This is a genomic window from Butyricicoccus porcorum, assembly GCF_002157465.1.
Lineage (GTDB): Bacteria > Bacillota > Clostridia > Oscillospirales > Butyricicoccaceae > Butyricicoccus_A > Butyricicoccus_A porcorum.
Genome location: NZ_NHOC01000021.1, coordinates 1 through 26,552, shown reverse-complemented (window position 1 = coordinate 26,552; position 26,552 = coordinate 1). Strand labels below are relative to the sequence as shown.

31 protein-coding genes and 1 pseudogene are annotated in these 26,552 nt (G+C 50.9%); all 32 read right to left on the bottom strand.

Annotated features, from left to right (window positions below; genetic code table 11):
• Positions 1–407: 407 nt before the first annotated feature.
• Positions 408–992, bottom strand: a complete 585-nt coding sequence (locus CBW42_RS13865) for a hypothetical protein (RefSeq protein WP_087022749.1) — start codon at positions 990–992, stop codon at positions 408–410.
• 854 nt (positions 993–1,846) lie between these two features.
• On the bottom strand, positions 1,847–2,140 hold the full coding sequence (locus tag CBW42_RS13855) for a hypothetical protein (protein ID WP_087022690.1): 294 nt from the start codon (positions 2,138–2,140) through the stop codon (positions 1,847–1,849).
• Positions 2,137–2,382, bottom strand: a complete 246-nt coding sequence (locus CBW42_RS13850) for a hypothetical protein (RefSeq protein ID WP_087022743.1) — start codon at positions 2,380–2,382, stop codon at positions 2,137–2,139. The genes CBW42_RS13855 and CBW42_RS13850 overlap by 4 nt, the downstream gene beginning before the upstream one ends.
• A 331-nt stretch (positions 2,383–2,713) precedes the next feature.
• The gene (locus CBW42_RS13845; RefSeq protein ID WP_087022740.1) at positions 2,714–3,274 is read right to left on the bottom strand and encodes a hypothetical protein; all 561 of its coding nucleotides are present in this window, start codon (positions 3,272–3,274) and stop codon (positions 2,714–2,716) included.
• A complete protein-coding gene (locus CBW42_RS13840; RefSeq protein ID WP_087022738.1) occupies positions 3,274–4,191 on the bottom strand; it encodes a hypothetical protein in 918 nt (305 codons plus the stop codon). Before CBW42_RS13840 ends, CBW42_RS13845 begins: the two co-directional genes overlap by 1 nt.
• Positions 4,192–4,707: 516 nt before the next feature.
• Positions 4,708–5,124, bottom strand: coding sequence for a hypothetical protein (locus tag CBW42_RS13830; RefSeq protein ID WP_087022732.1), 417 nt, complete (start codon positions 5,122–5,124; stop codon positions 4,708–4,710).
• Positions 5,125–5,188: 64 nt separating this feature from the next.
• Positions 5,189–5,677, bottom strand: a complete 489-nt coding sequence (locus CBW42_RS13825; RefSeq protein WP_087022729.1) for a helix-turn-helix domain-containing protein — start codon at positions 5,675–5,677, stop codon at positions 5,189–5,191.
• Between the two features lie 146 nt (positions 5,678–5,823).
• Positions 5,824–6,129: a hypothetical protein gene (locus CBW42_RS13820; protein WP_087022711.1), complete on the bottom strand. Its 306-nt coding sequence runs from the start codon at positions 6,127–6,129 to the stop codon at positions 5,824–5,826.
• 42 nt (positions 6,130–6,171) lie between these two features.
• The gene (locus CBW42_RS13815; RefSeq protein WP_012814698.1) at positions 6,172–6,405 is read right to left on the bottom strand and encodes a helix-turn-helix domain-containing protein; all 234 of its coding nucleotides are present in this window, start codon (positions 6,403–6,405) and stop codon (positions 6,172–6,174) included.
• Positions 6,406–6,410: 5 nt separating this feature from the next.
• Complete coding sequence (locus tag CBW42_RS13810) at positions 6,411–6,707, bottom strand: hypothetical protein (protein ID WP_012814699.1); 297 nt, start codon at positions 6,705–6,707, stop codon at positions 6,411–6,413.
• 52 nt (positions 6,708–6,759) lie between these two features.
• Positions 6,760–7,455 carry a ParA family protein gene (locus CBW42_RS13805; protein ID WP_205703647.1) on the bottom strand — a complete coding sequence of 232 codons (696 nt, stop codon included), beginning with the start codon at positions 7,453–7,455 and terminating at the stop codon, positions 6,760–6,762.
• 7 nt (positions 7,456–7,462) lie between these two features.
• On the bottom strand, positions 7,463–7,591 hold the full coding sequence (locus CBW42_RS15205; RefSeq protein ID WP_278308604.1) for a hypothetical protein: 129 nt from the start codon (positions 7,589–7,591) through the stop codon (positions 7,463–7,465).
• Between the two features lie 362 nt (positions 7,592–7,953).
• Entirely contained in the window at positions 7,954–8,205 is a 252-nt protein-coding gene (locus tag CBW42_RS15500; RefSeq protein ID WP_205703646.1) for a tyrosine-type recombinase/integrase, read from the bottom strand.
• A pseudogene (locus CBW42_RS13800) lies at positions 8,202–8,891 on the bottom strand (site-specific integrase). The gene CBW42_RS15500 and the pseudogene CBW42_RS13800 overlap by 4 nt, the downstream one beginning before the upstream one ends.
• 277 nt (positions 8,892–9,168) lie before the next feature.
• Positions 9,169–9,789 carry a hypothetical protein gene (locus CBW42_RS13795; RefSeq protein WP_087022699.1) on the bottom strand — a complete coding sequence of 207 codons (621 nt, stop codon included), beginning with the start codon at positions 9,787–9,789 and terminating at the stop codon, positions 9,169–9,171.
• Between the two features lie 179 nt (positions 9,790–9,968).
• On the bottom strand, positions 9,969–12,191 hold the full coding sequence (locus tag CBW42_RS13790; protein ID WP_087022726.1) for a DnaB-like helicase C-terminal domain-containing protein: 2,223 nt from the start codon (positions 12,189–12,191) through the stop codon (positions 9,969–9,971).
• 855 nt (positions 12,192–13,046) lie between these two features.
• Positions 13,047–13,340, bottom strand: coding sequence for a hypothetical protein (locus tag CBW42_RS13780; RefSeq protein WP_087022690.1), 294 nt, complete (start codon positions 13,338–13,340; stop codon positions 13,047–13,049).
• A complete protein-coding gene (locus CBW42_RS13775) occupies positions 13,337–14,020 on the bottom strand; it encodes a hypothetical protein (protein WP_087022723.1) in 684 nt (227 codons plus the stop codon). The genes CBW42_RS13780 and CBW42_RS13775 overlap by 4 nt, the downstream gene beginning before the upstream one ends.
• Before the next feature lie 184 nt (positions 14,021–14,204).
• Entirely contained in the window at positions 14,205–14,477 is a 273-nt protein-coding gene (locus CBW42_RS13770) for a hypothetical protein (RefSeq protein ID WP_087022720.1), read from the bottom strand.
• Positions 14,477–16,327: a hypothetical protein gene (locus tag CBW42_RS13765; RefSeq protein WP_087022717.1), complete on the bottom strand. Its 1,851-nt coding sequence runs from the start codon at positions 16,325–16,327 to the stop codon at positions 14,477–14,479. The genes CBW42_RS13770 and CBW42_RS13765 overlap by 1 nt, the downstream gene beginning before the upstream one ends.
• A gap of 3 nt (positions 16,328–16,330) precedes the next feature.
• Positions 16,331–16,879 (bottom strand): hypothetical protein, encoded by a 549-nt coding sequence (locus tag CBW42_RS13760; protein WP_087022714.1) that lies wholly within the window; start codon positions 16,877–16,879, stop codon positions 16,331–16,333.
• Positions 16,880–17,026: 147 nt separating this feature from the next.
• Positions 17,027–17,332 carry a hypothetical protein gene (locus CBW42_RS13755; RefSeq protein ID WP_087022711.1) on the bottom strand — a complete coding sequence of 102 codons (306 nt, stop codon included), beginning with the start codon at positions 17,330–17,332 and terminating at the stop codon, positions 17,027–17,029.
• 43 nt (positions 17,333–17,375) lie between these two features.
• The gene (locus CBW42_RS13750) at positions 17,376–17,609 is read right to left on the bottom strand and encodes a helix-turn-helix domain-containing protein (RefSeq protein ID WP_012814698.1); all 234 of its coding nucleotides are present in this window, start codon (positions 17,607–17,609) and stop codon (positions 17,376–17,378) included.
• A gap of 5 nt (positions 17,610–17,614) precedes the next feature.
• The gene (locus CBW42_RS13745) at positions 17,615–17,911 is read right to left on the bottom strand and encodes a hypothetical protein (protein WP_012814699.1); all 297 of its coding nucleotides are present in this window, start codon (positions 17,909–17,911) and stop codon (positions 17,615–17,617) included.
• Positions 17,912–17,916: 5 nt separating this feature from the next.
• Positions 17,917–18,672: a ParA family protein gene (locus CBW42_RS13740; protein WP_087022708.1), complete on the bottom strand. Its 756-nt coding sequence runs from the start codon at positions 18,670–18,672 to the stop codon at positions 17,917–17,919.
• Complete coding sequence (locus CBW42_RS15200) at positions 18,669–18,797, bottom strand: hypothetical protein (protein ID WP_278308604.1); 129 nt, start codon at positions 18,795–18,797, stop codon at positions 18,669–18,671. The genes CBW42_RS13740 and CBW42_RS15200 overlap by 4 nt, the downstream gene beginning before the upstream one ends.
• A 14-nt stretch (positions 18,798–18,811) precedes the next feature.
• Positions 18,812–19,045, bottom strand: a complete 234-nt coding sequence (locus CBW42_RS13735) for a YdbC family protein (protein WP_087022705.1) — start codon at positions 19,043–19,045, stop codon at positions 18,812–18,814.
• Positions 19,046–19,161: 116 nt separating this feature from the next.
• On the bottom strand, positions 19,162–20,100 hold the full coding sequence (locus CBW42_RS13730; protein ID WP_087022702.1) for a tyrosine-type recombinase/integrase: 939 nt from the start codon (positions 20,098–20,100) through the stop codon (positions 19,162–19,164).
• A gap of 277 nt (positions 20,101–20,377) precedes the next feature.
• Positions 20,378–20,998 carry a hypothetical protein gene (locus CBW42_RS13725; RefSeq protein WP_087022699.1) on the bottom strand — a complete coding sequence of 207 codons (621 nt, stop codon included), beginning with the start codon at positions 20,996–20,998 and terminating at the stop codon, positions 20,378–20,380.
• Positions 20,999–21,010: 12 nt separating this feature from the next.
• On the bottom strand, positions 21,011–23,401 hold the full coding sequence (locus tag CBW42_RS13720) for a DnaB-like helicase C-terminal domain-containing protein (RefSeq protein ID WP_087022696.1): 2,391 nt from the start codon (positions 23,399–23,401) through the stop codon (positions 21,011–21,013).
• Positions 23,402–24,256: 855 nt separating this feature from the next.
• Entirely contained in the window at positions 24,257–24,550 is a 294-nt protein-coding gene (locus CBW42_RS13710; RefSeq protein WP_087022690.1) for a hypothetical protein, read from the bottom strand.
• A complete protein-coding gene (locus CBW42_RS13705) occupies positions 24,547–25,686 on the bottom strand; it encodes a hypothetical protein (protein WP_087022687.1) in 1,140 nt (379 codons plus the stop codon). Before CBW42_RS13705 ends, CBW42_RS13710 begins: the two co-directional genes overlap by 4 nt.
• Positions 25,687–26,552: the final 866 nt, after the last annotated feature.

Below are 26,552 nucleotides of genomic sequence, written 5' to 3'. Positions count from 1 at the left end.
TTCGTTAGCGTCCTTGTGGGGCTGGGCTACGTCTATCCTATAGCAAGGAATATCAAGCCGCTGTAAGCCCTCTGTAAGCTCGGCTACGGCTCTCTCTACTTTGGCTTGTATCTCTGGCTGCTCTCATTGTCCAGAGCGATAATAAGCGGCTCGGCGGCTTACGCTTCTCCAGCTCCGCTAATAGTAGTCTGGTATTGCTCAAGCTCCCCAGCCCTATAGCTTCCGCTCCCACTTCGTAGAAGCTCATAGCGTCAAGCTCTCCCTCTACTATGAAGATCGGGCTTGTAGCTTCCCGCAAAGCTCGGCTATTGAATACTCTTACTTTGCCTMCTTTGCTCTTGTTCTCCACTTGCCCCCTGTAGTTSATGAAGTCCCCCGCTCCAGCATAGCGGGCTAAGTAGCTGTGTTCACTTGTGGGAATAATCAAGCGGGGCTGGCTTCCATTTTGGGGCTTTTGGGTGTCTCCAGCTCTCCGTAAAGCCCACTTTGAAGCGGTCAAGGGTGGAGCGGCTTAGTCCCCTGTGGTAGTCCGTCTTGCCTATATCCTTGTTAGCCTGTAAGAAGAAGTCCGTATAGTCTGGCTCCGTCTCCTCTTGCTGGCTTGTGTATGCTGTATTGTGTATAGCGTCTTGTGTATTCTGTTTACTTTTGGCTTGCTTTTGGTACTCCTCGGCTACGGGTGCAAAGTCCTCTTGCGGGGTGCTTCTGTGGTAGCTGTCTATGGTTATGCCGTACTCGGCGGCGGCGGCTTGGAGCTTGCTATTATAGTCCGTGGCTCCCGCCTCTAAGCSGATAATGTCTATAATATCGGCGTTTGTGAAACAGCCCGCCSAGCARGTAAAATGTACTCCGTCCTTTGTGGTTATGCCTGTCCCGTGGCTCCCGCTCCCGCTCCCACAGATCGGGCATATAAAGCCCTTGCGGGTCTTGTCTGGGGTTAGGTGGTCTTTGCTCCGCTCTATGATATACTGGCGGGCTTGCTCTCTGTCCATGCTCTACGCTCCTCTCTGGCTGGGGGTTAATCCCCCGTTTGAATATGCTSKTTTTGTGCGTTGGGCTGTCCGACGGTCTCCGCTCTTGCTTCCCGTAGAGATTTTATAGCCCCCGCCCCTCTGGGGGTCTTGCCCGCTCCATGTTGTAACGAAATAGCCGCTACAGATCCCCTTTTAGCCCSAGAAACGCCTATAAAATAAGGGCTTTGGAGCGGGAAGAAGCAAGCTATATCAAGGGTTTTCGGCTCTATAGCCCCCTTGTCTAATTTGCGGTAATTCGTGCGGGGCTGGGCGGCGGTCTCCAGCTCCAGAGCTTCCAGAGATTTAGCCCGCSCCCCCTCATAATGGAGCATACAGCCCCCGTCATAACGTGCGGGGTTATAGCTCTGGCTACAGCCCCTACAGCTCTTACGCTCTGGATAAATGCACTCCGCTACTCTGTCCGTCATGGTCTCCGCTCGGCTCCTCTCTCATGCCTTTAGGGAAGTAAGCCCGCCCGCTGGGAGCTGGGGCTTCTTCTTTTACAGGCTCTATTATAGCATTGCCCGCCCCGCAAGGGCTGGCGGGCTATGCGGCTTGATAATCAATCAATAGTCTATTGATTATATATTAGGATTTTTTCGGCGGGAGCGAAAAGCCCGAAAAGCCTTGATTTTACTGGGGTTTTGGGGCTTCGTGAAAAATTTTTCTCCGGAGTAAAATGTTCCTTTTCCGGAGTGGAATGTTCTTATTCCGGAGTAAAATGTTCCTTTTCCGGAGTGGAATGTTCCACTCTTGCGGCGGCGGGGGCTTCCTCTCTATAGGCTGAAACACAAGATATAGAGCGGGAGACTATGCCCCCGCCCTCTGTCTGTTTAGTCTCTGGGTAGATCGTCCACTATAATAACGCTCCCCAGCGTCTTAGCCCTGTAGCCCGTGGGAGCGTGGGCGGCTTCTACTTCCTCTATGGCGGCTACGGCTTCTTCTTCCGTCTCCGCTTCCAGTATAAGCCGCTGTGTATGCCCGTTTGGGGCTTCTACTCCGTCCCACAGATCGACAATAGCCCGCCATTTGTCCCCGCTCGGCTCTACGAAACAGACGGAGACTTGCATAGCGTCCAGCCGTTCCGCTTCCCGTACTCTAAGTAATAGCCTGTCTACTCTCCTCATTCCGTCCCGCTCCTCTCCTCGCTCTGGGCTTTCTCCTCGGCTTCCAGCTTCTTAGCCGTGTTTATGGCTACGGCTTTCTCTGTTATGCGGGCTTGCCGCTTCTGGGCGGTCTCTATTTGCTTTGCCGTGTCCTTGCTGATAGCTATAAAGGTCTCCGCAAAAGCTCCAGTAAGCCCTACTTTCAAATAGCCGTTGTCCAGATATTCCGCTATTGGGGCTGTATCATCACATACAGGAAGCAAGCTAAACTCCGTGTTCCTGTAAAGGTTGCTATGCTCCGTCTCCAGCTCCTCTATAGCTTCTTCTATAGGCTTCTTAATGGTCTTGTAGGGGTTATTATTGCCTACTTCGCTGGGGAGCTGTAAGCGGTGCTGTATTGCCCTAAAGCCTATAGTAAAGTAGCCCCGCTCCTCTATGTCCCGTGTATGCTGGCGGGCAAGATAGAAGATATAATAGAGTAGATCGCTTGCCCGATTGGGGAGACGGAAGTAGTAGCGGGGAGTATCGTAAAGTATTGGGCTATGAAGCTCCAGCTTATCCGCTCATTAAAGTAGATCGTGCATTGTCCCCGCTCTATCCTTGCCCCGTAAATAGCACTTCCAGAGCGTCTATAGAGCTTCCCTTTTTCTTGGTCTGCTGTATATGCCCCTTGATTTTAAGGCTTGTGAGCGTGTCCATTCCAGTATTAAAGCCTTTTCTTGCGCTCTGTGGGGTTGAGTAAAAGCCCGTGTCTATAAGCTCTTGGAGCGGGAAGCTAACGTAGTTCTTCGTAAGCTGTCCGTCATGTATAGCTTGCTCATTTGCCTTTATGAGAGCAAGAACAAAGAGCTTTTTAGCGGGTTTGTTGCTCCCCGTAAGCTTGTCAATGTCCGCAAGCTCTATAGTAACGCTGGCTTTCTGGGTCTTTAGCTGTACCTGTCTCCGCTGTCCGTCTTCGTATACTTCCAGCGTGGTAGAGTGGTTTACTTGCCGCTTGCGGGCGGGCAAGTCCGCTATATCCGCTCCCGCTCCCAGCGTCTCTAAAATAAGGTTGCTGGCGGTGCTGTCTGGCACGTTGTAAAAGTCCCTTTGCTCTACAGGCTTGAGCGGGGCTACGGGCTGGATTGTTAGGGCTTGCTGATTTTTCTTTGCCATTAGTAAGCCCCCTCTCCGTCCTCGCTCTCGGCGGCTCCCTCTGGCAAGACGCAAAGCAAGCTATTAAAGCGGTCTGAGTTCTCCGGTTTGAAAGCGGCGAAATCCTTTAGAAGCTCCTCGGCTTGCTCTACGTTCTCCGCTGGGATAGCTATAGCTTCGTAGTCTATCGGCTGGAAGAAGTCCTTTAGCACTTGGAGCTTTTTAGCTTTCAGCTCCCCGTCTGCATAGTCTGTGTCTGTAATCTTCTTATACAGGATAGGGACAAGCTCATTAAAAGCCCGTATTTTGTCCTCTATTCCCGCTATGTCCATCTGAAAAACGGTCATGTCTGGGACATCGTAATAGCGGGCTATAAGCTCCAGAGACAAGTTATAGCCTTTAAGGTGGTAGTAGCTCTCTATAAGCGTCTGGCGGGCGGTCTCTACTATGTCCACATTGTCCGCATAGTCTTCCGCTTCCGTAAAGAAAGCTTCCAGCGTGAAGTTAGAAAGCGTGTTGCTTATATCCGGCTCCACATAGTAGCCCCTCTCATTTATGCGGGGSCTTCTTCCTAAAAGATCGCTTGCCCGTAATATAGCTATGCCGTTTATTATAGCTCTCCTGTTACCGTCAAAAATAGTAGTGTCTTCTTCTGCTTCTTCCTTAAAGCCGTATACATCGAGCTTATACAGGTCTCCCCAGCTAAAGACGGTGCTACTCCAGTCTTCCAGCGGCAAGCTTGCTATATCCTTTAGCGGCTTGTGTCCTTTTACGGGGAGCGGCTGGAGCTGTTTCTTTCCTGTAAGGTAAAGCTTCTCTATATCGGCTATAATAGCGTCTGCAAGCTCCCTAAACTCTGTAAGGAAGTCTTCCAGCTCCGCAAGGTATTSTCCCTCGCTTACGTCCATACCACAAAACAAGCCGCCGTAGAAGTCCATAAGCCCAGCTTCTACAATGTCCSATTTGGTAAGATCGGCGGGGCTTCTTCGTAGTAGTGCCATTTGACGGGAGTAGCAAGCCCCGCTTCGTAGTCCGCTTTATGCTGGGCTTCGTCTGCGTCTCGCTCTGTCCCGCCCTCAAAAATCACTTTAGCCCGGTCTAATAGTCTTCTGGTGGCTATTTGCTGGGTGTATTCCGTCCCGCTCCCGTCCGTGGCTCTCATATCTCTAAGGGCTTTCTTCATGGCGGGAGTAGTAATAGCTTCTTGCCATTCCTCGCTTGTCATGGTGTCGCTACGTCTCCCGCTCCCGTCCTCTATGGTGTAGTAGCCSTCTCCCATAACTTCGTTATAGCCCTCAAGGATAAGCCTACTCTTTACAGGCTCGGCTATATATTTTTTKCTGATCGCCTTTAAGGGGTTAGGCTTTGCCGGGTTTGTTTGGAGTTGCTTAGTATAAAAGTTTATGCCCSTCTCAATAAGAGCGGCTAAACTGTCTCCTCTCTCTGTCCSGTCTTCATCGTAAAGCCATTTTTTKAGCCCCGCTTCCCTTGCGTCCCGGTATTKGCTTCTCTGTCATAATGGCGGGGAGCTGTTCTATATAGCGGTATACGTTCTCGGCAAAAATAGCATCCGTAACATAAGCGGCAAGCGTCCTATACTGGAGCTGGGCTTGCTGTAGCTGGGTCTGGGCTATGTTATAGCGGATAGAAAGCCATTCGTGAATAGAGATATAGCCGTTATAGATTTGCCCTTGCTGGCGGTCTGTAATGGTGTTTATCATCTTGCGGAGTTGGGCTTGCTCTACTAAMGGTTTCGGCTCTTTGCCCTCTAAAGCCTGTCGGAACATGACAGCCATATTAGTAAGCTCTAATATGCCCAGCTCCCGCCCCGCCCAGCCTTTTTTATTGAGTAGCCGCTTTATATCTGCCATTGCTTACGTTCTCCCCCCTATAATTGCTTCCAGCTCGTCAAGCTTTGCTTTGACTTCTACGGTGTCATAAGCCTTTAAGAGCTGGGCAAGTATGCCGCTCTCTTTCTGGGCTTGCTCCGTGGTAATGTCCCCCGCCMGTACWGCTGTTCAATAGATCGGCTAAAGCGGTKACTATGCCCTTTGCGTCTACGCTGTCCAGCTCCAGAGCGGGCTTAGTTCCGATATACTCSCCTTTAAGGGCTTCCGTATACTTTAGTTTGAAGTCTAATAGCTTGGCGGGGTCTACGGTGGTAAAGTCCGCTTGCTCCAGAGCGGCGTTAATCTTCTCCAGCGTCCCGCCCAGCCGCTTTATACGGGCTTCCTTTGTCATGCCGTAGCTCTCGCACAGCTCCGCAAGCTCGGCTCTCTTGAGTTCGTCTATCTCGGCGGCTAAAGCTCTCTCCCACTTCGTACAGGTGCTTTTAGAGATATGGAGCTGTTCACAGATAAAGCTATAGCTCTTTCCCTCGGCTCTTAGCCGTATATATTCCTTTTTAAGCTCGGCTGGCTTCATGCTCAAGCCCCTCTCTACAGTATAGCTATTGTGTAATTGTGTATGCTGGTAGCTGTATCTTCCCATACAGGAAGTAGCTAAAAGGGTGTCTGTTGCTTCATAGTTTTATTGTCCGCTAATAGTAATTTTCGGACAATGGAGCTATTTTAGTGGTTGTTATAGTAGTCTTCCGCTTGCTTTGCTCCTACTGTGTCAAAAAGGTAGTGTAGCTCATTAAGTAGCCCCTGTCTTACTTCGTCTTCCAGCTCCATATTATCTACAGCCATTTCCATATAGCCTTTTACCACATCATTAAAAGCACTACTGTTAAACAGCTCCAGCCGTTCCTCTTCTGTGGCTGTTGCTAAGAAGTCCAGAGCTTTTATTTTGCTCTCTATGCTGGCTCTGTCTATGTCCTTTTCTCTCTCTAAAAGCGTCCTGTAGCTGTCCGCTGTCATTTGGTAGCCGTTCATATTGTCCGCTCCTCTCTGGTTATGCCTGTAAGAAGAAAGCTCTTAGCTCTCCCCGTTAATAAACTTTCTTAGTGTCTCCTCTGATACTTTCCACTTGCCGCCGATTTTAACGCCCTTTAGCCGCCCGTCCTTTATATAGCTCTGTAGCGTCCTGTGGGTTACTCCTAAGATCGGCTCCAGCTCCGTAAGGGTGTATAGCCGGATAGTATCTAGCTTGGCGGCGTTTGCTTCCGCTCTGGCTTCCGTTCTCTGTTTGCTGTCAAGGCTTACTCCCATAGCTTTTACTCCTCTCTTGTGGCGGTGTCTAAAATCTGGTGTACATACTCATTTACAGAAAGCCCAGCGGCGGCGGCTCCCGCTTTTACTCTGTCGTAAAGGCTGGGCTGTAAGACAAGCTGTAAGCGGCGGCTCTTAGTCTCCACATAGAGCGGGTTAAGCTTATAGCCCTCTGGCGGCTTCTCGGCTGGCTTTGCTTGTGAAGCGGGAAGCTCCCGCTCCTCTTGCCGGGTCTCCTCTGGCTCCGCTGTGCTGATAAACTGTAAAGCGGGGTTGTCTATAAAGCTTTTCTTCTTTGCCATTGTCTTTACTCCTCTCCTAAAAGCTCCGCTATGAAGCGGCTGTAGTCTTCTGTTACTTTAGCTTTGGAGCATAGCTATAAAGGCTCTGCTGGCTTATCTGGGCTTCCTTTACGGCTACGGCTTCCCGGATAGTAGCCCGGAATAACTTAGTTCCCAGCTTCCCGGCTATCTGCTGGGCAAGCTCCGCTACTTCTCTACTCAATACAGAGCGGGGGCTATAGCGGGTTAAAAGTATGCCCTCTATGGTTAGATCGGGGTTTGTATACTTCTTTACGGGCTTCATAGTCTCCGCAAGCTGTTCTATGCCCTGTAAGCTGTAAATATCGGCTTGAGCGGGTATTATAACGCTGTCGCAAGCGGTAAGAGCGTTAATAGTAAGTATGCCCAGAGCGGGCGGGGTGTCGATTATGATATAGTCATACTCTCCCCTTATCGGCTCCAGAGCTTCCTTTAGCCTGTACTCTTTCCCCGTGTCTGTTATAAAAGCGTCCGCTCCGGCAAGGGCTTTACTGGCTGGAATAATGCCCCCGCTCCCCGTCTTCTGTATAGCGTCCCCGGCTCTGATCTCCCCCGTAAGCACTCCTAAAGCTGTAGCTCCGTCCGCTTTGGCTCCCGCCGTGTATGTCATATTGCTTTGAGCGTCTAAGTCTATGGAAAGTACAGAGTAGCCTTTAAGGGAAAGCCAGCGGCTACGGCAAGGGCTGTAGTGGTCTTGCCCGCTCCCCCTTTTTGGTTTGTGATCGTGTATACCTTGCTCATAGTGTCCCCCTTATGGCTTCGTCCGCTTCGTCTGCTATCCGCTGTAGCTCCCGCTGGGTCTCCTCGGCTTGGTGGTTAATCTCCTCGGCGGCTTCGTCTGCAAGCTGGTAAATATCCTTGTCCATATTCCCGCCCCTCTCATAGATCGCCCCGGCTGTTTAGGGCTTCTTTTAATGCTCTGGCTTCTTCATCGGTAAGAGTAAGCCCCTTTAGAAGCTTCTCCTCTCCGTCCGTCCGTCTCCAGCTCCGCAAGTCATACTTTGCGGGCTTCCGTTGTAGCTTACCCTGTTAAGCTCTTTTGCGGTGTCCCCGCTCTGGCTTAATACGGCTACTTTCTCTACGATTTCATAATTAAAGGCTGTGCTGGGCATATTCTGCGCTCCTCTCTATAAATGCGCTTGTAGCGGGTAGGGTCTCCCCCGCCCGCTCAAGGCTGTTATATGGTCTTCTCTGCCTGGTAGTTGTGTATGTGTTATTGTGTATACTCTTATCCAAAGATTGCTTTAGCTATGCGCTCCTCGCTGTTATTCTTTGCCCGCTCCAGAGCGTGGGAATAAATAAGGGTTGTGTTTATGTTGGTATGCCCTAAGAGCTGGCGGGTCTCCTCTACTGTGCCGCCGTTCAAAAGGTTAAGCGTGGCGGCGGTATGTCTCATGCTATGCCCGGTCAAGCGGTCACTCTCAAGCCCTACAGCTATAAGCCGCTCTTTGGCTACTCGGCTTACGCTTCTGGTAGTCATGCGCTCCCGCTGTTACGGTTTGCTATAGAGCTAAAAAGCGGGGCTTTGGGGTCTGCGCCCCCTCTGGCTTTAAGGTAGGCTCTTACAGCTTCTTCTACAGGCTCGGCAAGCTTTACATAGTCCGCTTTTTCTTCGTGCCCTTTGCCCTGATAGAAAAGGGCTACAGCGTCTCCAGCGGTTCTAATATCGCCTATATCGGCTCTTACTATTGAGATTTCTCTAAGTCCCGTAGTTACCATTACAGAAAGCATAGCGTAGTCTCTCAAGCCTTTAAGGGTGGAGCGGTCAATAGCCCCCDSHAABVGGSMTACTTGCTTCGTGGTCAAGTAGTCCTTTTTATGCTCCGTATCCAGCTTCGCCCCTTTTACTCTGTCTGCTACATTGGGATAAAGCCCCTCTTGCGCTGTCCACTGGAAAAAGAGCTTTACAGCGGATAAGTAGCCTTGTACCGTAGTAGGCTTATGCTCCAGCTTCAAATAGTCCCGATATGCTACAATGTCTTCCCGCTGGGGCTGGGTTATGCCGTTCTCCATAAGGTAGACAAAAAAGCGTCTAATAGCCTTGCTATACGTCTCTATAGTCTTGGGGCTTGCGTCAATATAGGAAGTCCAGCGGCTAAAAAGATCGGCGTTAATAGTCCGCTGTTCTACTATGGCGGTATTCTCTATCACTGTTAAGCCGTTCATGTTTCCCGCTCCTCTCTGTCTGCGCTATTGTGTATACTGTATTGTGTATACCTTTTTGTGTATCATTATTACAGTATCAATTATAGCCGATTGTCCGCTATATGTCAATAGTCTATTTCATATCTTTTCATAGTTGCGGTTATGTCTCTGGGCATCCGCTCCCCGGTCTTCTCTCCATGTTCTGGGCGGCTATTTCCCCTAAAGGCTGGGGCTAACGTGGCTCCCAGATCGGTAAAGCCTATAAGAAAAGAGCGGGCTTTACGCTCCGCTCCTCTCTCTATTGCTCCGCTCTGTCTATCATGGCTCCCAGCTCCGCTATAGTCTTCCTGTGGGCTTCTACGGCTCTGTGTATGCGTTCTTTGCTGTCTGGGGGCTGTTCCCTTTGCTCCGCTTCTAAAAGCCGCTGTAGCCGCTTCTGGGCTTCCTCTCGCTCTCTCTGGAGCGGGGGCTTCTGTTGTAGCCCTCTCCCGTAGATCGCTATTAGATCGGCTTCCGCTTGGCTGTAAAACAGGCTGTTAGAAGTCATAAGAGAGATAGCTTTAGCCGCCTGTAGGAATAGGCTATAAACGTCTTCCCCAGCCTTTAGCCCCTTGAGTATGGCGGTCTGGAGCTGTTCGCTTGTCTTCGTATTCTCTTGGTATCGCCTGTATACTTCAAGGCTCCGCTGTTCCGCTTCCCGCTCCCGCTGGGTCTTCAAGTAAAGCCCTACAGCCTGTTGCGTCTCTAAGCCGTTTATTTGCCCCTCTACGGGCTTTTGTGCGGCTTCTCGGTCTCCTGTCCACTCTGCCCCTAAAAGCGGCTCTACGTGGCTTTCTGGGGCTTCTGGCGGGCTTTCACTGAATAGCCCCGTAAAGTCTAATATAAGATCGTCTGTTATTGCTACTTTGGCTTCCGTCATTCACAAGCCCCCTTAGTTAAAAGGTATTTCTTCCTGTTCTCCCAGCTCCGTAAAGCCCCGGCTGTCCTCTTCGTTACGGGCAAGGCTTACCACTTCCCCGGCTACGGTATAGCCGCCATACTCCGCTATAAGGTTCTGTACTTGCTTCTTGCTCTTGTCCAGAGCGTCCGCAAGGTCTGTTAGATCGGCTGTAAAATCGTCCCGCTGTACTCTGTAGAAAGCTTCGTTAAGCTTCTCCCGCTCGGCTTCCCGCTTGCTCTTTTTCGGCTTGGAGCTGGAGCTATAGCCGCCCTCGCTCTTACTCCAGCCCCCGCTACTCCCCCAGCGGCTCCCGCTCCGCTTGTCTTGTCCGTGAAGTAGTTGAACATTGGGTAGAAGTCTAAGTAAGCGTCCCCCTTGCTCCCGTTGCGGTGCTTTAGGATTTTGACTTGTATACGCTGGGGCTTCCCAGCTTTTCCAGCGTCTACGGCTTCTTTCATAAGCTCCCGTATACGCTTCTCTCTGGCTTTGTCCGCTTCCCCCTCTTGGTAGTCCATGCCCTCATACTGTAGCCCTATAAGAACATCGGAAGAATACTCTATAGCTCCGCTCTCTTTGAAGCTTGCCATATTGACGGGGGCTGTATAGTTGTCCCTGTTAAAGCTGGATATGCCGATAATAGGAATACTGTAGTCTCGGCTCAAGCGTTTAAGCTCCAGTACGGCTTTATCCGTGTTCTGTTTGTCCGTGGCTCTCATATCGGCGGGAGCTATAATCTGGAGATAGTCTATAATCACTACGGGAGCTTTCCCCGTAAGCTTGATATGCTTCCGTACTTTCTCCCTTATCTCCTCTACGCCTACATTGCCTATTCCCTCTGTGATATAGATATTCCTTGCATACTCCCCATAGCTGGCTATAGATCGCTGGATAAGCTCCCGCTCCGTCTGGCTATAATCGGCGTATCGTGTCCCCGTGAGTATGCCCCTTGTGGTCTTGGCGTGGGCGGTGCTGGCGTTCTCGGCTAAGTCCTTGATAAGCGTCAAGCGGCTTATGCTCTTGGCTATAAGCTCATTCCTTGCCATTTCAAGAGAGAAGATAATAACATCATGCCCCGCTTGCGCTATGTTATCGGCTACGTTTAAGCAAAAAGTAGTCTTGCCCAGAGACGAAATAGCCCCCACGATATACAGCCCAGCGTATAAGCCCCCGTCTAAAAGGTTGTCCAGCGGGCTATAGCCTGTAGGAATGAAAGCCGCCCGCTTGCTCTCCTCTATGCTCTTTAGGAAGCTGGGAAGCGTATAGGCTACGGCTTCCCTTCTAAGGGCTTCCCGCTCCGCTTCCAGAGCGGCGGCTTCTGCGTCCTCTACTTGGGCTAAAGCCCTGTCTACAGCCGCCCTAAACGCTTCTCTATCGGCGTTCAGAGCTTCGTTAGCGTCCTTGTGGGGCTGGGCTACGTCTATCCTATAGCAAGGAATATCAAGCCGCTGTAAGCCCTCTGTAAGCTCGGCTACGGCTCTCTCTACTTTGGCTTGTATCTCTGGCTTGCTCTCATTGTCCAGAGCGATAATAAGCGGCTCGGCGGGCTTACGCTTCTCCAGCTCCGCTAATAGTAGTCTGGTATTGCTCAAGCTCCCCAGCCCTATAGCTTCCGCTCCCACTTCGTAGAAGCTCATAGCGTCAAGCTCTCCCTCTACTATGAAGATCGGGCTTGTAGCTTCCCGCAAAGCTCGGCTATTGAATACTCTTACTTTGCCTACTTTGCTCTTGTTCTCCACTTGCCCCCTGTAGTTGATGAAGTCCCCCGCTCCAGCATAGCGGGCTAAGTAGCTGTGTTCACTTGTGGGAATAATCAAGCGGGGGCTGGCTTCCATTTTGGGGGCTTTTGGGTGTCTCCAGCTCTCCGTAAAGCCCACTTTGAAGCGGTCAAGGGTGGAGCGGCTTAGTCCCCTGTGGTAGTCCGTCTTGCCTATATCCTTGTTAGCCTGTAAGAAGAAGTCCGTATAGTCTGGCTCCGTCTCCTCTTGCTGGCTTGTGTATGCTGTATTGTGTATAGCGTCTTGTGTATTCTGTTTACTTTTGGCTTGCTTTTGGTACTCCTCGGCTACGGGTGCAAAGTCCTCTTGCGGGGTGCTTCTGTGGTAGCTGTCTATGGTTATGCCGTACTCGGCGGCGGCGGCTTGGAGCTTGCTATTATAGTCCGTGGCTCCCGCCTCTAAGCCGATAATGTCTATAATATCGGCGTTTGTGAAACAGCCCGCCCAGCAAGTAAAATGTACTCCGTCCTTTGTGGTTATGCCTGTCCCGTGGCTCCCGCTCCCGCTCCCACAGATCGGGCATATAAAGCCCTTGCGGGTCTTGTCTGGGGTTAGGTGGTCTTTGCTCCGCTCTATGATATACTGGCGGGCTTGCTCTCTGTCCATGCTCTACGCTCCTCTCTGGCTGGGGGTTAATCCCCCGTTTGAATATGCTCTTTTTGTGCGTTGGGCTGTCCGACGGTCTCCGCTCTTGCTTCCCGTAGAGATTTTATAGCCCCCGCCCCTCTGGGGGTCTTGCCCGCTCCATGTTGTAACGAAATAGCCGCTACAGATCCCCTTTTAGCCCCAGAAACGCCTATAAAATAAGGGCTTTGGAGCGGGAAGAAGCAAGCTATATCAAGGGTTTTCGGCTCTATAGCCCCCCTTGTCTAATTTGCGGTAATTCGTGCGGGGCTGGGCGGCGGTCTCCAGCTCCAGAGCTTCCAGAGATTTAGCCCCGCCCCCCTCATAATGGAGCATACAGCCCCCGTCATAACGTGCGGGGTTATAGCTCTGGCTACAGCCCCTACAGCTCTTACGCTCTGGATAAATGCACTCCGCTACTCTGTCCGTCATGGTCTCCGCTCGGCTCCTCTCTCATGCCTTTAGGGAAGTAAGCCCGCCCGCTGGGAGCTGGGGCTTCTTCTTTTACAGGCTCTATTATAGCATTGCCCGCCCCGCAAGGGCTGGCGGGCTATGCGGCTTGATAATCAATCAATAGTCTATTGATTATATATTAGGATTTTTTCGGCGGGAGCGAAAAGCCCGAAAAGCCTTGATTTTACTGGGGTTTTGGGGCTTCGTGAAAAATTTTTCTCCGGAGTAAAATGTTCCTTTTCCGGAGTGGAATGTTCTTATTCCGGAGTAAAATGTTCCTTTTCCGGAGTGGAATGTTCCACTCTTGCGGCGGCGGGGGCTTCCTCTCTATAGGCTGAAACACAAGATATAGAGCGGGAGACTATGCCCCCGCCCTCTGTCTGTTTAGTCTCTGGGTAGATCGTCCACTATAATAACGCTCCCCAGCGTCTTAGCCCTGTAGCCCGTGGGAGCGTGGGCGGCTTCTACTTCCTCTATGGCGGCTACGGCTTCTTCTTCCGTCTCCGCTTCCAGTATAAGCCGCTGTGTATGCCCGTTTGGGGCTTCTACTCCGTCCCACAGATCGACAATAGCCCGCCATTTGTCCCCGCTCGGCTCTACGAAACAGACGGAGACTTGCATAGCGTCCAGCCGTTCCGCTTCCCGTACTCTAAGTAATAGCCTGTCTACTCTCCTCATTCCGTCCCGCTCCTCTCCTCGCTCTGGGCTTTCTCCTCGGCTTCCAGCTTCTTAGCCGTGTTTATGGCTACGGCTTTCTCTGTTATGCGGGCTTGCCGCTTCTGGGCGGTCTCTATTTGCTTTGCCGTGTCCTTGCTGATAGCTATAAAGGTCTCCGCAAAAGCTCCAGTAAGCCCTACTTTCAAATAGCCGTTGTCCAGATATTCCGCTATTGGGGCTGTATCATCACATACAGGAAGCAAGCTAAACTCCGTGTTCCTGTAAAGGTTGCTATGCTCCGTCTCCAGCTCCTCTATAGCTTCTTCTATAGGCTTCTTAATGGTCTTGTAGGGGTTATTATTGCCTACTTCGCTGGGGAGCTGTAAGCGGTGCTGTATTGCCCTAAAGCCTATAGTAAAGTAGCCCCGCTCCTCTATGTCCCGTGTATGCTGGCGGGCAAGATAGAAGATATAATAGAGTAGATCGCTTGCCCGATTGGGGAGACGGAAGTAGTAGCGGGGGAGTATCGTAAAGTATTGGGCTATGAAGCTCCAGCTTATCCGCTCATTAAAGTAGATCGTGCATTGTCCCCGCTCTATCCTTGCCCCCGTAAATAGCACTTCCAGAGCGTCTATAGAGCTTCCCTTTTTCTTGGTCTGCTGTATATGCCCCTTGATTTTAAGGCTTGTGAGCGTGTCCATTCCAGTATTAAAGCCTTTTCTTGCGCTCTGTGGGGTTGAGTAAAAGCCCGTGTCTATAAGCTCTTGGAGCGGGAAGCTAACGTAGTTCTTCGTAAGCTGTCCGTCATGTATAGCTTGCTCATTTGCCTTTATGAGAGCAAGAACAAAGAGCTTTTTAGCGGGTTTGTTGCTCCCCGTAAGCTTGTCAATGTCCGCAAGCTCTATAGTAACGCTGGCTTTCTGGGTCTTTAGCTGTACCTGTCTCCGCTGTCCGTCTTTCGTATACTTCCAGCGTGGTAGAGTGGTTTACTTGCCGCTTGCGGGCGGGCAAGTCCGCTATATCCGCTCCCGCTCCCAGCGTCTCTAAAATAAGGTTGCTGGCGGTGCTGTCTGGCACGTTGTAAAAGTCCCTTTGCTCTACAGGCTTGAGCGGGGCTACGGGCTGGATTGTTAGGGCTTGCTGATTTTTCTTTGCCATTAGTAAGCCCCCTCTCCGTCCTCGCTCTCGGCGGCTCCCTCTGGCAAGACGCAAAGCAAGCTATTAAAGCGGTCTGAGTTCTCCGGTTTGAAAGCGGCGAAATCCTTTAGAAGCTCCTCGGCTTGCTCTACGTTCTCCGCTGGGATAGCTATAGCTTCGTAGTCTATCGGCTGGAAGAAGTCCTTTAGCACTTGGAGCTTTTTAGCTTTCAGCTCCCCGTCTGCATAGTCTGTGTCTGTAATCTTCTTATACAGGATAGGGACAAGCTCATTAAAAGCCCGTATTTTGTCCTCTATTCCCGCTATGTCCATCTGAAAAACGGTCATGTCTGGGACATCGTAATAGCGGGCTATAAGCTCCAGAGACAAGTTATAGCCTTTAAGGTGGTAGTAGCTCTCTATAAGCGTCTGGCGGGCGGTCTCTACTATGTCCACATTGTCCGCATAGTCTTCCGCTTCCGTAAAGAAAGCTTCCAGCGTGAAGTTAGAAAGCGTGTTGCTTATATCCGGCTCCACATAGTAGCCCCTCTCATTTATGCGGGGGCTTCTTCCTAAAAGATCGCTTGCCCGTAATATAGCTATGCCGTTTATTATAGCTCTCCTGTTACCGTCAAAAATAGTAGTGTCTTCTTCTGCTTCTTCCTTAAAGCCGTATACATCGAGCTTATACAGGTCTCCCCAGCTAAAGACGGTGCTACTCCAGTCTTCCAGCGGCAAGCTTGCTATATCCTTTAGCGGCTTGTGTCCTTTTACGGGGAGCGGCTGGAGCTGTTTCTTTCCTGTAAGGTAAAGCTTCTCTATATCGGCTATAATAGCGTCTGCAAGCTCCCTAAACTCTGTAAGGAAGTCTTCCAGCTCCGCAAGGTATTCTCCCTCGCTTACGTCCATACCACAAAACAAGCCGCCGTAGAAGTCCATAAGCCCAGCTTCTACAATGTCCCATTTGGTAAGATCGGCGGGGGCTTCTTCGTAGTAGTGCCATTTGACGGGAGTAGCAAGCCCCGCTTCGTAGTCCGCTTTATGCTGGGCTTCGTCTGCGTCTCGCTCTGTCCCGCCCTCAAAAATCACTTTAGCCCGGTCTAATAGTCTTCTGGTGGCTATTTGCTGGGTGTATTCCGTCCCGCTCCCGTCCGTGGCTCTCATATCTCTAAGGGCTTTCTTCATGGCGGGAGTAGTAATAGCTTCTTGCCATTCCTCGCTTGTCATGGTGTCGCTACGTCTCCCGCTCCCGTCCTCTATGGTGTAGTAGCCCTCTCCCATAACTTCGTTATAGCCCTCAAGGATAAGCCTACTCTTTACAGGCTCGGCTATATATTTTTTTCTGATCGCCTTTAAGGGGTTAGGCTTTGCCGGGTTTGTTTGGAGTTGCTTAGTATAAAAGTTTATGCCCCTCTCAATAAGAGCGGCTAAACTGTCTCCTCTCTCTGTCCCGTCTTCATCGTAAAGCCATTTTTTTAGCCCCGCTTCCCTTGCGTCCCGGTATTGCTTCTCTGTCATAATGGCGGGGAGCTGTTCTATATAGCGGTATACGTTCTCGGCAAAAATAGCATCCGTAACATAAGCGGCAAGCGTCCTATACTGGAGCTGGGCTTGCTGTAGCTGGGTCTGGGCTATGTTATAGCGGATAGAAAGCCATTCGTGAATAGAGATATAGCCGTTATAGATTTGCCCTTGCTGGCGGTCTGTAATGGTGTTTATCATCTTGCGGAGTTGGGCTTGCTCTACTAAAGGTTTCGGCTCTTTGCCCTCTAAAGCCTGTCGGAACATGACAGCCATATTAGTAAGCTCTAATATGCCCAGCTCCCGCCCCGCCCAGCCTTTTTTATTGAGTAGCCGCTTTATATCTGCCATTGCTTACGTTCTCCCCCCTATAATTGCTTCCAGCTCGTCAAGCTTTGCTTTGACTTCTACGGTGTCATAAGCCTTTAAGAGCTGGGCAAGTATGCCGCTCTCTTTCTGGGCTTGCTCCGTGGTAATGTCCCCCGCCCGTACTCTGTTCAATAGATCGGCTAAAGCGGTTACTATGCCCTTTGCGTCTACGCTGTCCAGCTCCAGAGCGGGCTTAGTTCCGATATACTCCCCTTTAAGGGCTTCCGTATACTTTAGTTTGAAGTCTAATAGCTTGGCGGGGTCTACGGTGGTAAAGTCCGCTTGCTCCAGAGCGGCGTTAATCTTCTCCAGCGTCCCGCCCAGCCGCTTTATACGGGCTTCCTTTGTCATGCCGTAGCTCTCGCACAGCTCCGCAAGCTCGGCTCTCTTGAGTTCGTCTATCTCGGCGGCTAAAGCTCTCTCCCACTTCGTACAGGTGCTTTTAGAGATATGGAGCTGTTCACAGATAAAGCTATAGCTCTTTCCCTCGGCTCTTAGCCGTATATATTCCTTTTTAAGCTCGGCTGGCTTCATGCTCAAGCCCCCTCTCTACAGTATAGCTATTGTGTAATTGTGTATGCTGGTAGCTGTATCTTCCCATACAGGAAGTAGCTAAAAGGGTGTCTGTTGCTTCATAGTTTTATTGTCCGCTAATAGTAATTTTCGGACAATGGAGCTATTTTAGTGGTTGTTATAGTAGTCTTCCGCTTGCTTTGCTCCTACTGTGTCAAAAAGGTAGTGTAGCTCATTAAGTAGCCCCTGTCTTACTTCGTCTTCCAGCTCCATATTATCTACAGCCATTTCCATATAGCCTTTTACCACATCATTAAAAGCACTACTGTTAAACAGCTCCAGCCGTTCCTCTTCTGTGGCTGTTGCTAAGAAGTCCAGAGCTTTTATTTTGCTCTCTATGCTGGCTCTGTCTATGTCCTTTTCTCTCTCTAAAAGCGTCCTGTAGCTGTCCGCTGTCATTTGGTAGCCGTTCATATTGTCCCGCTCCTCTCTGGTTATGCCTGTAAGAAGAAAGCTCTTAGCTCTCCCCGTTAATAAACTTTCTTAGTGTCTCCTCTGATACTTTCCACTTGCCGCCGATTTTAACGCCCTTTAGCCGCCCGTCCTTTATATAGCTCTGTAGCGTCCTGTGGGTTACTCCTAAGATCGGCTCCAGCTCCGTAAGGGTGTATAGCCGGATAGTATCTAGCTTGGCGGCGTTTGCTTCCGCTCTGGCTTCCGTTCTCTGTTTGCTGTCAAGGCTTACTCCCATAGCTTTTACTCCTCTCTTGTGGCGGTGTCTAAAATCTGGTGTACATACTCATTTACAGAAAGCCCAGCGGCGGCGGCTCCCGCTTTTACTCTGTCGTAAAGGCTGGGCTGTAAGACAAGCTGTAAGCGGCGGCTCTTAGTCTCCACATAGAGCGGGTTAAGCTTATAGCCCTCTGGCGGCTTCTCGGCTGGCTTTGCTTGTGAAGCGGGAAGCTCCCGCTCCTCTTGCCGGGTCTCCTCTGGCTCCGCTGTGCTGATAAACTGTAAAGCGGGGTTGTCTATAAAGCTTTTCTTCTTTGCCATTGTCTTTACTCCTCTCCTAAAAGCTCCGCTATGAAGCGGCTGTAGTCTTCTGTTACTTTAGCTTTGGGAGCATAGCTATAAAGGCTCTGCTGGCTTATCTGGGCTTCCTTTACGGCTACGGCTTCCCGGATAGTAGCCCGGAATAACTTAGTTCCCAGCTTCCCGGCTATCTGCTGGGCAAGCTCCGCTACTTCTCTACTCAATACAGAGCGGGGGCTATAGCGGGTTAAAAGTATGCCCTCTATGGTTAGATCGGGGTTTGTATACTTCTTTACGGGCTTCATAGTCTCCGCAAGCTGTTCTATGCCCTGTAAGCTGTAAATATCGGCTTGAGCGGGTATTATAACGCTGTCGCAAGCGGTAAGAGCGTTAATAGTAAGTATGCCCAGAGCGGGCGGGGTGTCGATTATGATATAGTCATACTCTCCCCTTATCGGCTCCAGAGCTTCCTTTAGCCTGTACTCTTTCCCCGTGTCTGTTATAAAAGCGTCCGCTCCGGCAAGGGCTTTACTGGCTGGAATAATGCCCCCGCTCCCCGTCTTCTGTATAGCGTCCCCGGCTCTGATCTCCCCCGTAAGCACTCCTAAAGCTGTAGCTCCGTCCGCTTTGGCTCCCGCCGTGTATGTCATATTGCTTTGAGCGTCTAAGTCTATGGAAAGTACAGAGTAGCCTTTAAGGGAAAGCCCAGCGGCTACGGCAAGGGCTGTAGTGGTCTTGCCCGCTCCCCCTTTTTGGTTTGTGATCGTGTATACCTTGCTCATAGTGTCCCCCTTATGGCTTCGTCCGCTTCGTCTGCTATCCGCTGTAGCTCCCGCTGGGTCTCCTCGGCTTGGTGGTTAATCTCCTCGGCGGCTTCGTCTGCAAGCTGGTAAATATCCTTGTCCATATTCCCCGCCCCTCTCATAGATCGCCCCGGCTGTTTAGGGCTTCTTTTAATGCTCTGGCTTCTTCATCGGTAAGAGTAAGCCCCTTTAGAAGCTTCTCCTCTCCGTCCGTCCGTCTCCAGCTCCGCAAGTCATACTTTGCGGGGCTTCCGTTGTAGCTTACCCTGTTAAGCTCTTTTGCGGTGTCCCCGCTCTGGCTTAATACGGCTACTTTCTCTACGATTTCATAATTAAAGGCTGTGCTGGGCATATTCTGCGCTCCTCTCTATAAATGCGCTTGTAGCGGGTAGGGTCTCCCCCGCCCGCTCAAGGCTGTTATATGGTCTTCTCTGCCTGGTAGTTGTGTATGTGTTATTGTGTATACTCTTATCCAAAGATTGCTTTAGCTATGCGCTCCTCGCTGTTATTCTTTGCCCGCTCCAGAGCGTGGGAATAAATAAGGGTTGTGTTTATGTTGGTATGCCCTAAGAGCTGGCGGGTCTCCTCTACTGTGCCGCCGTTCAAAAGGTTAAGCGTGGCGGCGGTATGTCTCATGCTATGCCCGGTCAAGCGGTCACTCTCAAGCCCTACAGCTATAAGCCGCTCTTTGGCTACTCGGCTTACGCTTCTGGTAGTCATGCGCTCCCCGCTGTTACGGTTTGCTATAGAGCTAAAAAGCGGGGCTTTGGGGTCTGCGCCCCCTCTGGCTTTAAGGTAGGCTCTTACAGCTTCTTCTACAGGCTCGGCAAGCTTTACATAGTCCGCTTTTTCTTCGTGCCCTTTGCCCTGATAGAAAAGGGCTACAGCGTCTCCAGCGGTTCTAATATCGCCTATATCGGCTCTTACTATTGAGATTTCTCTAAGTCCCGTAGTTACCATTACAGAAAGCATAGCGTAGTCTCTCAAGCCTTTAAGGGTGGAGCGGTCAATAGCCCCCAGCAAGCGGGCTACTTGCTTCGTGGTCAAGTAGTCCTTTTTATGCTCCGTATCCAGCTTCGCCCCTTTTACTCTGTCTGCTACATTGGGATAAAGCCCCTCTTGCGCTGTCCACTGGAAAAAGAGCTTTACAGCGGATAAGTAGCCTTGTACCGTAGTAGGCTTATGCTCCAGCTTCAAATAGTCCCGATATGCTACAATGTCTTCCCGCTGGGGCTGGGTTATGCCGTTCTCCATAAGGTAGACAAAAAAGCGTCTAATAGCCTTGCTATACGTCTCTATAGTCTTGGGGCTTGCGTCAATATAGGAAGTCCAGCGGCTAAAAAGATCGGCGTTAATAGTCCGCTGTTCTACTATGGCGGTATTCTCTATCACTGTTAAGCCGTTCATGTTTCCCGCTCCTCTCTGTCTGCGCTATTGTGTATACTGTATTGTGTATACCTTTTTGTGTATCATTATTACAGTATCAATTATAGCCGATTGTCCGCTATATGTCAATAGTCTATTTCATATCTTTTCATAGTTGCGGTTATGTCTCTGGGCATCCGCTCCCCGGTCTTCTCTCCATGTTCTGGGCGGCTATTTCCCCTAAAGGCTGGGGCTAACGTGGCTCCCAGATCGGTAAAGCCTATAAGAAAAGAGCGGGCTTTACGCTCCGCTCCTCTCTCTATTGCTCCGCTCTGTCTATCATGGCTCCCAGCTCCGCTATAGTCTTCCTGTGGGCTTCTACGGCTCTGTGTATGCGTTCTTTGCTGTCTGGGGGCTGTTCCCTTTGCTCCGCTTCTAAAAGCCGCTGTAGCCGCTTCTGGGCTTCCTCTCGCTCTCTCTGGAGCGGGGGCTTCTGTTGTAGCCCTCTCCCGTAGATCGCTATTAGATCGGCTTCCGCTTGGCTGTAAAACAGGCTGTTAGAAGTCATAAGAGAGATAGCTTTAGCCGCCTGTAGGAATAGGCTATAAACGTCTTCCCCAGCCTTTAGCCCCTTGAGTATGGCGGTCTGGAGCTGTTCGCTTGTCTTCGTATTCTCTTGGTATCGCCTGTATACTTCAAGGCTCCGCTGTTCCGCTTCCCGCTCCCGCTGGGTCTTCAAGTAAAGCCCTACAGCCTGTTGCGTCTCTAAGCCGTTTATTTGCCCCTCTACGGGCTTTTGTGCGGCTTCTCGGTCTCCTGTCCACTCTGCCCCTAAAAGCGGCTCTACGTGGCTTTCTGGGGCTTCTGGCGGGCTTTCACTGAATAGCCCCGTAAAGTCTAATATAAGATCGTCTGTTATTGCTACTTTGGCTTCCGTCATTCACAAGCCCCCTTAGTTAAAAGGTATTTCTTCCTGTTCTCCCAGCTCCGTAAAGCCCCGGCTGTCCTCTTCGTTACGGGCAAGGCTTACCACTTCCCCGGCTACGGTATAGCCGCCATACTCCGCTATAAGGTTCTGTACTTGCTTCTTGCTCTTGTCCAGAGCGTCCGCAAGGTCTGTTAGATCGGCTGTAAAATCGTCCCGCTGTACTCTGTAGAAAGCTTCGTTAAGCTTCTCCCGCTCGGCTTCCCGCTTGCTCTTTTTCGGCTTGGAGCTGGAGCTATAGCCGCCCTCGCTCTTACTCCAGCCCCCGCTACTCCCCCCAGCGGCTCCCGCTCCGCTTGTCTTGTCCGTGAAGTAGTTGAACATTGGGTAGAAGTCTAAGTAAGCGTCCCCCTTGCTCCCGTTGCGGTGCTTTAGGATTTTGACTTGTATACGCTGGGGCTTCCCAGCTTTTCCAGCGTCTACGGCTTCTTTCATAAGCTCCCGTATACGCTTCTCTCTGGCTTTGTCCGCTTCCCCCTCTTGGTAGTCCATGCCCTCATACTGTAGCCCTATAAGAACATCGGAAGAATACTCTATAGCTCCGCTCTCTTTGAAGCTTGCCATATTGACGGGGGCTGTATAGTTGTCCCTGTTAAAGCTGGATATGCCGATAATAGGAATACTGTAGTCTCGGCTCAAGCGTTTAAGCTCCAGTACGGCTTTATCCGTGTTCTGTTTGTCCGTGGCTCTCATATCGGCGGGAGCTATAATCTGGAGATAGTCTATAATCACTACGGGAGCTTTCCCCGTAAGCTTGATATGCTTCCGTACTTTCTCCCTTATCTCCTCTACGCCTACATTGCCTATTCCCTCTGTGATATAGATATTCCTTGCATACTCCCCATAGCTGGCTATAGATCGCTGGATAAGCTCCCGCTCCGTCTGGCTATAATCGGCGTATCGTGTCCCCGTGAGTATGCCCCTTGTGGTCTTGGCGTGGGCGGTGCTGGCGTTCTCGGCTAAGTCCTTGATAAGCGTCAAGCGGCTTATGCTCTTGGCTATAAGCTCATTCCTTGCCATTTCAAGAGAGAAGATAATAACATCATGCCCCGCTTGCGCTATGTTATCGGCTACGTTTAAGCAAAAAGTAGTCTTGCCCAGAGACGAAATAGCCCCCACGATATACAGCCCAGCGTATAAGCCCCCGTCTAAAAGGTTGTCCAGCGGGCTATAGCCTGTAGGAATGAAAGCCGCCCGCTTGCTCTCCTCTATGCTCTTTAGGAAGCTGGGAAGCGTATAGGCTACGGCTTCCCTTCTAAGGGCTTCCCGCTCCGCTTCCAGAGCGGCGGCTTCTGCGTCCTCTACTTGGGCTAAAGCCCTGTCTACAGCCGCCCTAAACGCTTCTCTATCGGCGTTCAGAGCTTCGTTAGCGTCCTTGTGGGGCTGGGCTACGTCTATCCTATAGCAAGGAATATCAAGCCGCTGTAAGCCCTCTGTAAGCTCGGCTACGGCTCTCTCTACTTTGGCTTGTATCTCTGGCTTGCTCTCATTGTCCAGAGCGATAATAAGCGGCTCGGCGGGCTTACGCTTCTCCAGCTCCGCTAATAGTAGTCTGGTATTGCTCAAGCTCCCCAGCCCTATAGCTTCCGCTCCCACTTCGTAGAAGCTCATAGCGTCAAGCTCTCCCTCTACTATGAAGATCGGGCTTGTAGCTTCCCGCAAAGCTCGGCTATTGAATACTCTTACTTTGCCTACTTTGCTCTTGTTCTCCACTTGCCCCCTGTAGTTGATGAAGTCCCCCGCTCCAGCATAGCGGGCTAAGTAGCTGTGTTCACTTGTGGGAATAATCAAGCGGGGGCTGGCTTCCATTTTGGGGGCTTTTGGGTGTCTCCAGCTCTCCGTAAAGCCCACTTTGAAGCGGTCAAGGGTGGAGCGGCTTAGTCCCCTGTGGTAGTCCGTCTTGCCTATATCCTTGTTAGCCTGTAAGAAGAAGTCCGTATAGTCTGGCTCCGTCTCCTCTTGCTGGCTTGTGTATGCTGTATTGTGTATAGCGTCTTGTGTATTCTGTTTACTTTTGGCTTGCTTTTGGTACTCCTCGGCTACGGGTGCAAAGTCCTCTTGCGGGGTGCTTCTGTGGTAGCTGTCTATGGTTATGCCGTACTCGGCGGCGGCGGCTTGGAGCTTGCTATTATAGTCCGTGGCTCCCGCCTCTAAGCCGATAATGTCTATAATATCGGCGTTTGTGAAACAGCCCGCCCAGCAAGTAAAATGTACTCCGTCCTTTGTGGTTATGCCTGTCCCGTGGCTCCCGCTCCCGCTCCCACAGATCGGGCATATAAAGCCCTTGCGGGTCTTGTCTGGGGTTAGGTGGTCTTTGCTCCGCTCTATGATATACTGGCGGGCTTGCTCTCTGTCCATGCTCTACGCTCCTCTCTGGCTGGGGGTTAATCCCCCGTTTGAATATGCTCTTTTTGTGCGTTGGGCTGTCCGACGGTCTCCGCTCTTGCTTCCCGTAGAGATTTTATAGCCCCCGCCCCTCTGGGGGTCTTGCCCGCTCCATGTTGTAACGAAATAGCCGCTACAGATCCCCTTTTAGCCCCAGAAACGCCTATAAAATAAGGGCTTTGGAGCGGGAAGAAGCAAGCTATATCAAGGGTTTTCGGCTCTATAGCCCCCCTTGTCTAATTTGCGGTAATTCGTGCGGGGCTGGGCGGCGGTCTCCAGCTCCAGAGCTTCCAGAGATTTAGCCCCGCCCCCCTCATAATGGAGCATACAGCCCCCGTCATAACGTGCGGGGTTATAGCTCTGGCTACAGCCCCTACAGCTCTTACGCTCTGGATAAATGCACTCCGCTACTCTGTCCGTCATGGTCTCCGCTCGGCTCCTCTCTCATGCCTTTAGGGAAGTAAGCCCGCCCGCTGGGAGCTGGGGCTTCTTCTTTTACAGGCTCTATTATAGCATTGCCCGCCCCGCAAGGGCTGGCGGGCTATGCGGCTTGATAATCAATCAATAGTCTATTGATTATATATTAGGATTTTTTCGGCGGGAGCGAAAAGCCCGAAAAGCCTTGATTTTACTGGGGTTTTGGGGCTTCGTGAAAAATTTTTCTCCGGAGTAAAATGTTCCTTTTCCGGAGTGGAATGTTCTTATTCCGGAGTAAAATGTTCCTTTTCCGGAGTGGAATGTTCCACTCTTGCGGCGGCGGGGGCTTCCTCTCTATAGGCTGAAACACAAGATATAGAGCGGGAGACTATGCCCCCGCCCTCTGTCTGTTTAGTCTCTGGGTAGATCGTCCACTATAATAACGCTCCCCAGCGTCTTAGCCCTGTAGCCCGTGGGAGCGTGGGCGGCTTCTACTTCCTCTATGGCGGCTACGGCTTCTTCTTCCGTCTCCGCTTCCAGTATAAGCCGCTGTGTATGCCCGTTTGGGGCTTCTACTCCGTCCCACAGATCGACAATAGCCCGCCATTTGTCCCCGCTCGGCTCTACGAAACAGACGGAGACTTGCATAGCGTCCAGCCGTTCCGCTTCCCGTACTCTAAGTAATAGCCTGTCTACTCTCCTCATTCCGTCCCGCTCCTCTCCTCGCTCTGGGCTTTCTCCTCGGCTTCCAGCTTCTTAGCCGTGTTTATGGCTACGGCTTTCTCTGTTATGCGGGCTTGCCGCTTCTGGGCGGTCTCTATTTGCTTTGCCGTGTCCTTGCTGATAGCTATAAAGGTCTCCGCAAAAGCTCCAGTAAGCCCTACTTTCAAATAGCCGTTGTCCAGATATTCCGCTATTGGGGCTGTATCATCACATACAGGAAGCAAGCTAAACTCCGTGTTCCTGTAAAGGTTGCTATGCTCCGTCTCCAGCTCCTCTATAGCTTCTTCTATAGGCTTCTTAATGGTCTTGTAGGGGTTATTATTGCCTACTTCGCTGGGGAGCTGTAAGCGGTGCTGTATTGCCCTAAAGCCTATAGTAAAGTAGCCCCGCTCCTCTATGTCCCGTGTATGCTGGCGGGCAAGATAGAAGATATAATAGAGTAGATCGCTTGCCCGATTGGGGAGACGGAAGTAGTAGCGGGGGAGTATCGTAAAGTATTGGGCTATGAAGCTCCAGCTTATCCGCTCATTAAAGTAGATCGTGCATTGTCCCCGCTCTATCCTTGCCCCCGTAAATAGCACTTCCAGAGCGTCTATAGAGCTTCCCTTTTTCTTGGTCTGCTGTATATGCCCCTTGATTTTAAGGCTTGTGAGCGTGTCCATTCCAGTATTAAAGCCTTTTCTTGCGCTCTGTGGGGTTGAGTAAAAGCCCGTGTCTATAAGCTCTTGGAGCGGGAAGCTAACGTAGTTCTTCGTAAGCTGTCCGTCATGTATAGCTTGCTCATTTGCCTTTATGAGAGCAAGAACAAAGAGCTTTTTAGCGGGTTTGTTGCTCCCCGTAAGCTTGTCAATGTCCGCAAGCTCTATAGTAACGCTGGCTTTCTGGGTCTTTAGCTGTACCTGTCTCCGCTGTCCGTCTTCGTATACTTCCAGCGTGGTAGAGTGGTTTACTTGCCGCTTGCGGGCGGGCAAGTCCGCTATATCCGCTCCCGCTCCCAGCGTCTCTAAAATAAGGTTGCTGGCGGTGCTGTCTGGCACGTTGTAAAAGTCCCTTTGCTCTACAGGCTTGAGCGGGGCTACGGGCTGGATTGTTAGGGCTTGCTGATTTTTCTTTGCCATTAGTAAGCCCCCTCTCCGTCCTCGCTCTCGGCGGCTCCCTCTGGCAAGACGCAAAGCAAGCTATTAAAGCGGTCTGAGTTCTCCGGTTTGAAAGCGGCGAAATCCTTTAGAAGCTCCTCGGCTTGCTCTACGTTCTCCGCTGGGATAGCTATAGCTTCGTAGTCTATCGGCTGGAAGAAGTCCTTTAGCACTTGGAGCTTTTTAGCTTTCAGCTCCCCGTCTGCATAGTCTGTGTCTGTAATCTTCTTATACAGGATAGGGACAAGCTCATTAAAAGCCCGTATTTYGTCCTCTATTCCCGCTWATGTCCATCTGAAAAACGGTCATGTCTGGGACATCGTAATAGCGGGCTATAAGCTCCAGAGACAAGTTATAGCCTTTAAGGTGGTAGTAGCTCTCTATAAGCGGTNGCBGRCGGBCKSTACTABKTCCWCAYTSTYCGCAYAKTCTTCCGCYKCYGTMMAGWAAGCTKCCAGCGTGAAGTTAGAAAGCGTGTTGCTTATATCCGGCTCCACATAGTMGYSCCTCTCATTTATGCGGGGGCTTCTTCCTAAAAGATCGCTTGCCCGTAATATAGCTATGCCGTTTATTATAGCTCTCCTGTTACCGTCAAAAATAGTAGTGTCTTCTTCTGCTTCTTCCTTAAAGCCGTATACATCGAGCTTATACAGGTCTCCCCAGCTAAAGACGGTGCTACTCCAGTCTTCCAGCGGCAAGCTTGCTATATCCTTTAGCGGCTTGTGTCCTTTTACGGGGAGCGGCTGGAGCTGTTTCTTTCCTGTAAGGTAAAGCTTCTCTATATCGGCTATAATAGCGTCTGCAAGCTCCCTAAACTCBGTAAGKRWGCCGCATGGTTTACTTTGATT